This is a genomic window from Mesotoga sp. (assembly GCF_035363035.1).
Lineage (GTDB): Bacteria > Thermotogota > Thermotogae > Petrotogales > Kosmotogaceae > Mesotoga.
In genome coordinates, this window is the sequence record NZ_DAOSEH010000105.1 from 1 (window position 1) to 6,194 (window position 6,194).

Below are 6,194 nucleotides of genomic sequence, written 5' to 3' on the forward strand. Positions count from 1 at the left end.
TTCGCATTCTAGATGTAGTATATCATTTTTGCGTCCCATGGTTCAACTTTTCATTCTCTTTCGAGATTGAGAACAACGAAGTTGTTGGTTTTAACAGGATCAAGCCCCAATTTCTCATATGCGACCCTTAGTCTCCTCCTTAAAACTCCTTCGGTTATTCCCAGAAAAGATGCAAGCTCACGGTTGCTAGGAGGTTTTCCGTCTTTCCTACTGTGATCTATAAGCCTCCAGAAGATAGCTTCCATCTGACGCTTTGTAAGTTTCCTAAACATGAGCTCCAGCAGCTTGATAGTCTGATAGTAGATCTCTTTCTCTTCGATTCCAATAATCCTCTTAATTCTCAAAGCATCCTTCATGCTCATATTTGAAAGGAAGGTAGGAGACCCACAAGGTGATTCAACAACTATCTCGGCATTTTCAAGACCAAGCACAACTGGTCTTTCAAGGATCCTCGACCACATTGTTTGCAACGACCGAAGTATGATGACAAGGTCCTCTTCTGAATGAGTTCCGGCTACGAATCTCTCACATCTATGCTGAAGCATAATTCCCTCCGAAGGAAAGTGAGGGCGCGGGCCCTCACATCTTTTCCAGGATCTTCGTCTGGTTAGCGCTCTCAAGCTGCTCATACAGTTCAATGAACTCTTTTAGTTCCTGAAGATAGAGCCACATTTTTGAGACAGGCTCTGAGGTCTTCAGTTTCCCGAGTTTTGCAATCACTTCGTCAAGCTTCTTCTCATGCCTCTTGAGAACGAAGTATGTGGGATATACTATTGCTACCGCCTTAGCCCTTTCTGTAATCGCTTTTTCTTCTTTCTTCTTCATCTGAGATCCTCCCTGAGATTATCAGCGGGGCGTAGCCTATCATAAGTAGAAGGGCCAACGCGATAATTGCTATGAGAATCACTTTCACTCCACCTCCGCGAACACTCTTATGATCTTGTCGATCTTCTTGTCTGGAATCAATTCCCGTGGCTCTATTCCCATGTTTTCCGCGAATTTTCTGATCATCTTCATTGTCGTGAACCTGGTACGGCCAGTCAGGATATTGAACAGGACCCTTGCGGAGTTAGGATCTCCGCCGATTGCCGTTATCGTCTTTCCTGACCTCTCGACGTGGTATCTGAACAGCGAAGGGTTAACTCTCACTTTCATCCTGCTTCACTCCCCAGACATAGAACCCTCTGTTCTCAGGGATCTTAAGAGCTATCTCCATAGCTTCGTGCTGACTCGTGGCCTCAATTAACGGTCTCTTCTCTTCCACCTTTCCTTGTTGATTTGTCCTCTTGAGAATGACTCTGTATTTCATCCTCCTCACCTCACTCGACCAGTCCATCTTCATGCAAGGCCTTTCTAGAGAACTTCTGCACGAGATCGTTGAACTCGCTAACAAATTCGTCAATGCGGCCTGGATGAATCTGGAGAGAAGTAGCGCTGTTTGTGGTCTGTTTGCTCGATCCCTTTCCGTGAGAGATCGTCGCCTTCACTGTCGCCTTGTACGGCATCTCATTCTCATATTCGTCTCTAACTGTTATTCCGATCAGAGTAAGTTGTTTCACTTCTAATCACCTCGTTTAGTTCTTTCGGTATTCGAGCTCCGCAGTTGCTGCAAGTCCAGTCTTCTTGTTCGACACTGCTAAACTGTCCTTTACCGCAGTTAGGGCATATTCTTCTTACCATTCGTCCTCATCCACCTCTTTACCCGCCACTCGCTGCCAGGGAATGTCAGAGCGGCGTTTTCCTTTGCCTTGAAGGCTGCTTGCCAGAGTTTCCTGCCCTCGACAATGACCTCAAGGTCTTCTGAGACCTCGTCAAGTCTTTCGAGAAGGAAGGAGTAAACTGCTCTCTGAGTTAAGCTCATCAGTAATCAACCTCGATAATATCCAGGCGGTCGTTATATAAGTCCGGCTTTTCCTCCTTCAGGATCATCATTCCGTTGCCTTCCAGTGTTTGGCGAAGTTCATGGTTTTCTTTCTTAAGCCTCTTCACTTCGGCAATCAGCTCCGGGATCCACTCCCCGAAATAAGTCTCCACGATCCCGTTCAAGTTCTTTTTCTGTATCCTTGCCCTGCATTCGATATCATCTAGTTCCACGTCGGTCAACGGCATTTCCTTCACGCTCCTCTTCAAGTCCGAAAAGTTCATCTGAAAACCATAGAGTCTGCCCGAACAACCATTCGTATCCTTCAAACCATTTCGCGCTAGTTCGCCTGGGTTTCATCAGTTCACCTCCTATCCTCAATCGTCTGGTGATTCAGGTCATAATTGAGTATCACCGAGCCGGTCGAGCCGTTTCTTTGTTTCGCCACGATCACGTCAAGCCTTTTTTCGTCCTTTATATCAATCGAATCATCTGTTTTATTGCTGACTTTTCGGGCCAGCTCCTTCTTCATGCCGTAGTACCAGGGACGATAGAGGAACATCACGAGGTCCGCATCTTGCTCGATGTTCCCGGACTCTCGGAGGTTCGCCAGCGACGGCATTGCGGCTTCGTTTTTCTCTGTCTCCCTGTTCAATTGAGCCCCGGCAATTATAGGAATATTCAGCTCCATAGCCACACGCTTCAGAGCCCTGGTGATCTCCCCTATCTCCTGATCTCTATTCTTCGCTTTCCCCGCCATGAGCTGGAGATAATCGACTATGAAGACCTCTATCCCTTTAGTTACCCGAAGATTCTTTATAGTCGTGATCACTTCGTGGATGTTGTTTTTTCCGGAATCGACAATATACATAGGCAAGGCCATGACACGGGAGAAAGCTTTCTGGAGCCTTGCCCTCTCGCTGGCTCGAGAATCGTTGCCGAAGAACTTGACATTCTTCGAGAGAGAGAAATCGAACTCCCTTTCGCACATCCTCAGCATGAGCTCCATGGCCTTCATTTCGATCGATATGAGGCAGACCTTCTTGCCTCTTTCCGCCCACTTCAGGCCGGCGTTCATCATGAAGGCCGATTTGCCCATCGAGGGCCTCCCGGCCACGATAACGAGTTCGCCTCCCCATAGTCCGTTAGCCAGCTCTTCGACATTCAACCAGGGCCAGTCGAGAGCCTTCCTTTCTCCCGACCAAACGAGCTCGAGAATATCCCAGGTCTCGTTCGCGATCTTCTGTAAATCTTTGGCTTCAGACTCCGTCACGAGCTTCTCTTGAAAGGACCATGCCGTGTCCAGGGCCTCCTGGATCGTTACCTCTCTTTCTGCGACTTTTTTGGATAGATCGCTCAGGATATTCGCCAGCTTGATCCGCAGAGTGTTCTGGTAGTAGTCCTTCACGGCCCGGGCCGCTATATCGTCCTGGAAGATGCCCTGGTCCATCCATTTGAAAGAGGTCAGTTCCGTCTCCCTGGCCAGAAATGCCATGAGCTCTTCCGGGGACGCGTCTATATGGTTCTTCAAGCAGTTCCAAACCTGTCGCGCTTCGTCATCATAGAGAAGTTTCGGGTCTATCAGCGGGAATGTATATCTCGCTTCAGGGGACAGGATAAGAGACGCGAGCACTGTTGCGTCTTCAATTTGCATCGGCCATCACCTTCTCGAATTCCCGGGCCGCCTTCACCGCTTTGGCTTTCTGAAGTATTCCCATATATTCCTGGTACTGCGTCCTCTTCTCAAAGCTCTGCTGGTCGTTCATGAAGAAGCTGTCGAGGTAGGCTATGGGATTCTTCACTTTGGAGAAGACGGTTGTTCGAATGAGCCACAAGAGGAACGGATAATCTGAAGGATCTCTGTTTCCGATAATAGCCGGAATGATTCTATGAGGTTCTTTGATATCGCTTTCGCTTATAGCTGTGTCTATAAGCCTGATATAGTCATTGTTTGTAAGTTCTTCCGGATTATCGCGCTCTTTAGATCTTAGATCTTTAAGATCTTGTCTTAAGATCTTAAAGTCTTTAGATCTTAGAGGCCCTTCTGATTCGCTTGAAACCATAGGTTTTGGAAGGCGATCACTTTGATTATCACTTTGATTATCACTTTGATTTGGACTTTGATTTGGACTTTGATTATCAAAGTGATCGGAAGATATTTCGGAATTTCTCGGTACATCACTTTGATTATCAAAGTGATTTGTGGTTTGATTCTCCAACTTATCTGTTTCGGGGAACCAGAAAACAGAGGTCTTCTTGGTCCTCGTATAGGTGATCAAATTCCGCGACTTGAGATCACTTACCGCCCGCCCGAGAGTGTCGGATGATATCCCGAGCGTCTTCTGAAGGTAGTTCCAAGAGATCACAAGCGGACCCTTCCAAAAGGCTTTATTTGCTTCATATATGAGCCTGAAGAACAAATAAAATGCGCCCTTATTGAGTGGGGCCTTTTCGTGCTCCCTCCAGAATCTCCCCTCTAGATCCCATATGTTCATACACTCACCTCACAAACCCAGTTCGTCTAGCAGTTCCTTGAGATCCCTTTGGACATTGTCTGAAATTGCGTAGATAATCTTCTTTCTCTCTTCGTAGATCTCCCACTTCGTTCGTGGCGCGGGGCCTTTCTTTCTCAAATCGACCCGTTTCGTTCTCGGTTTTATCGTTTCCGTTCTATCCACAACATCACTTCCTTCGAGAAAAAGCCGCCCCTGGCGAACCAGGGACGGAATGAAGCGGGTTATTTCAGGCCGGTGAGAGAACCTTTCTGGAAGTCTTCTTTCGGTTCCTTGTTCGTATCGTCGAACTCTCCCTCGGAAACGACGACTTCCTCAGCTTCGATCTCGATATAGGTATTCATATCAGGAAGGTCGAGAACATCTTCACCCTCTTCAGGCAGGTTGGTTCTGACAGTCTCGTCCTGCGCGATTCCTCTGAGGATCTCGACAGAAAGAGGCAAGTACTTCGCCAGTCTGATGATGCAGGTCTTCTTGGCCATCTCGTCGAAGAAGGTATTCCAGGGAGAATATCTCGAGTTCGCGGATGGGCTAATCACTTTCACCTTGTTTATCTCGTCCAGAGACATAACCTTGAAGGCGAAACCGCCATCTTTGAACGTGGCCACCGCGTAGTAGAAGAGGACCTTTCCTCTGTCGCCAGCGAGATAAGGGATGTGCTTCAGGTGCGGATTCGTTCCAAGTTCGAACTCGAAAGTATCCTTCTCTCTTACCTCTTCCGCGAAGATCGCGCTCACCATGCCGGACCTTCTGACAAGATCTATCGTTCCCTTGTATCCGATCTGGAACTCGACTTCCTTGATCTTTTTGTAAGTCTCCCTCCCTTTGTCGTCTAGAAACTTCCTATTGTTCAGCCGCGGGATCAACCAGGCCAGACCGAGAGGGGTGTTAGGCTCGAGCCCGAGCTGCGCGCTCACCATCAGAGCGGCTGCAAAGCTCTCAACGGTACACTCTCGAAGTTCGGGATTGATTCTCACGGCAGTAAGGGCGATTCTGGCGATCCTCTCCGCGTCCATTCCTTTCGGCAGAGCCTTCTGTATCTGGTTCTTCATCGCTGAGGAATTGAGAAGTTCTATTATCGTCTGGGGTTTTTTGTTCCCGTTTTCCTCTTTCTTCGCAAGCTGTTTCTTGACATCGGCAGTTGTTGACATTACCTGGCCTCCTTTATCGTGAATTTCCGGTACGGGGATTCCTTCGTGTATATGTTGTAGAGATCGGGATTGTCGGTCTTGAATTTCGTTGTGTCGAACCTTTTCGAAGTGAAGTTCTTCCAGAACACCCAGTGCCTGGAGGCTCTTCCTGCCTCGTTCTCTCCGAGCATCTGTTTGAGGACGTTCTCTCTTTCGGTTATCTCGTCTTCCAGTTCCTTCGATCTGACTTTGAGGTCCAGAAGCTCCCCGATGACATGATCGGCGGTCGGAGAAAGTTCTATGCTCTCGTTATTTGCGGATGGATAGAGGCTGTTCAGGATCTCTTCAGTGTCAGGGGAGCCATCCACTTCTGGCGGGATGTTTTTGAGGACGTGTTCTTCCCAGAAATCTCTCTCTTTCTCGACCATCATCTTGCACAGCTCTTCATCCTTTTCCACACGCTTGATAATGAGCCTTTCGTTACCGATGAGAGCGGCCATGATTCCCCAGGTCCTCTCGGTCACGACGAAGTAATGCTGGAGCTGAATGAGATATTCCTGCGGGATCTCTTCCCCGATCCATTCTTCCTTTCCGTAAGGCGAGACGAACTTGATCTCGAGAACCCCGAAAGAGTCGCTCGCTGGATCGTAGATGTCGCCGTCGATGTTGCCGAGCATCCAGGGGTACTCT

Annotated in this window: 14 protein-coding genes; all 14 read right to left on the bottom strand. The window is 48.2% G+C overall.

Translation table 11 applies throughout. The features are described 5' to 3' along the window. Window positions 1–50: 50 nt before the first annotated feature. Entirely contained in the window at window positions 51–545 is a 495-nt protein-coding gene (locus tag PKX57_RS10885; protein ID WP_472417282.1) for a hypothetical protein, read from the bottom strand. Between the two features lie 34 nt (window positions 546–579). Continuing rightward, the gene (locus tag PKX57_RS10890) at window positions 580–825 is read right to left on the bottom strand and encodes a hypothetical protein (protein WP_472417284.1); all 246 of its coding nucleotides are present in this window, start codon (window positions 823–825) and stop codon (window positions 580–582) included. Continuing rightward, window positions 785–913 (bottom strand): hypothetical protein, encoded by a 129-nt coding sequence (locus tag PKX57_RS10895; RefSeq protein ID WP_472417286.1) that lies wholly within the window; start codon window positions 911–913, stop codon window positions 785–787. The genes PKX57_RS10890 and PKX57_RS10895 overlap by 41 nt, the downstream gene beginning before the upstream one ends. Beyond that, window positions 910–1,155 (bottom strand): hypothetical protein, encoded by a 246-nt coding sequence (locus PKX57_RS10900; RefSeq protein ID WP_472417288.1) that lies wholly within the window; start codon window positions 1,153–1,155, stop codon window positions 910–912. Before PKX57_RS10900 ends, PKX57_RS10895 begins: the two co-directional genes overlap by 4 nt. Then, entirely contained in the window at window positions 1,139–1,309 is a 171-nt protein-coding gene (locus PKX57_RS10905; RefSeq protein WP_472417290.1) for a hypothetical protein, read from the bottom strand. The genes PKX57_RS10900 and PKX57_RS10905 overlap by 17 nt, the downstream gene beginning before the upstream one ends. A gap of 10 nt (window positions 1,310–1,319) precedes the next feature. Further along, on the bottom strand, window positions 1,320–1,559 hold the full coding sequence (locus tag PKX57_RS10910; protein ID WP_472417305.1) for a hypothetical protein: 240 nt from the start codon (window positions 1,557–1,559) through the stop codon (window positions 1,320–1,322). Beyond that, window positions 1,525–1,680, bottom strand: coding sequence for a hypothetical protein (locus tag PKX57_RS10915; protein WP_414674585.1), 156 nt, complete (start codon window positions 1,678–1,680; stop codon window positions 1,525–1,527). The genes PKX57_RS10910 and PKX57_RS10915 overlap by 35 nt, the downstream gene beginning before the upstream one ends. Then, window positions 1,658–1,861: a hypothetical protein gene (locus PKX57_RS10920; RefSeq protein ID WP_472417292.1), complete on the bottom strand. Its 204-nt coding sequence runs from the start codon at window positions 1,859–1,861 to the stop codon at window positions 1,658–1,660. The genes PKX57_RS10915 and PKX57_RS10920 overlap by 23 nt, the downstream gene beginning before the upstream one ends. Next, on the bottom strand, window positions 1,861–2,145 hold the full coding sequence (locus PKX57_RS10925) for a hypothetical protein (protein WP_472417294.1): 285 nt from the start codon (window positions 2,143–2,145) through the stop codon (window positions 1,861–1,863). The genes PKX57_RS10920 and PKX57_RS10925 overlap by 1 nt, the downstream gene beginning before the upstream one ends. Window positions 2,146–2,225: 80 nt before the next feature. Further along, the gene (locus PKX57_RS10930) at window positions 2,226–3,515 is read right to left on the bottom strand and encodes a replicative DNA helicase (protein WP_472417296.1); all 1,290 of its coding nucleotides are present in this window, start codon (window positions 3,513–3,515) and stop codon (window positions 2,226–2,228) included. After that, entirely contained in the window at window positions 3,505–4,356 is an 852-nt protein-coding gene (locus PKX57_RS10935) for a hypothetical protein (protein WP_472417297.1), read from the bottom strand. The genes PKX57_RS10930 and PKX57_RS10935 overlap by 11 nt, the downstream gene beginning before the upstream one ends. A gap of 9 nt (window positions 4,357–4,365) precedes the next feature. Next, the gene (locus tag PKX57_RS10940) at window positions 4,366–4,539 is read right to left on the bottom strand and encodes a hypothetical protein (RefSeq protein ID WP_472417299.1); all 174 of its coding nucleotides are present in this window, start codon (window positions 4,537–4,539) and stop codon (window positions 4,366–4,368) included. A 59-nt stretch (window positions 4,540–4,598) separates the two neighbouring features. Continuing rightward, window positions 4,599–5,525 carry a recombinase RecT gene (locus PKX57_RS10945; RefSeq protein WP_472417301.1) on the bottom strand — a complete coding sequence of 309 codons (927 nt, stop codon included), beginning with the start codon at window positions 5,523–5,525 and terminating at the stop codon, window positions 4,599–4,601. After that, window positions 5,525–6,194, bottom strand: a 670-nt coding sequence (locus PKX57_RS10950; RefSeq protein ID WP_472417303.1) for a YqaJ viral recombinase family nuclease, incomplete at its 5' end; no start/stop codon positions are given. The genes PKX57_RS10950 and PKX57_RS10945, both read right to left, overlap by 1 nt.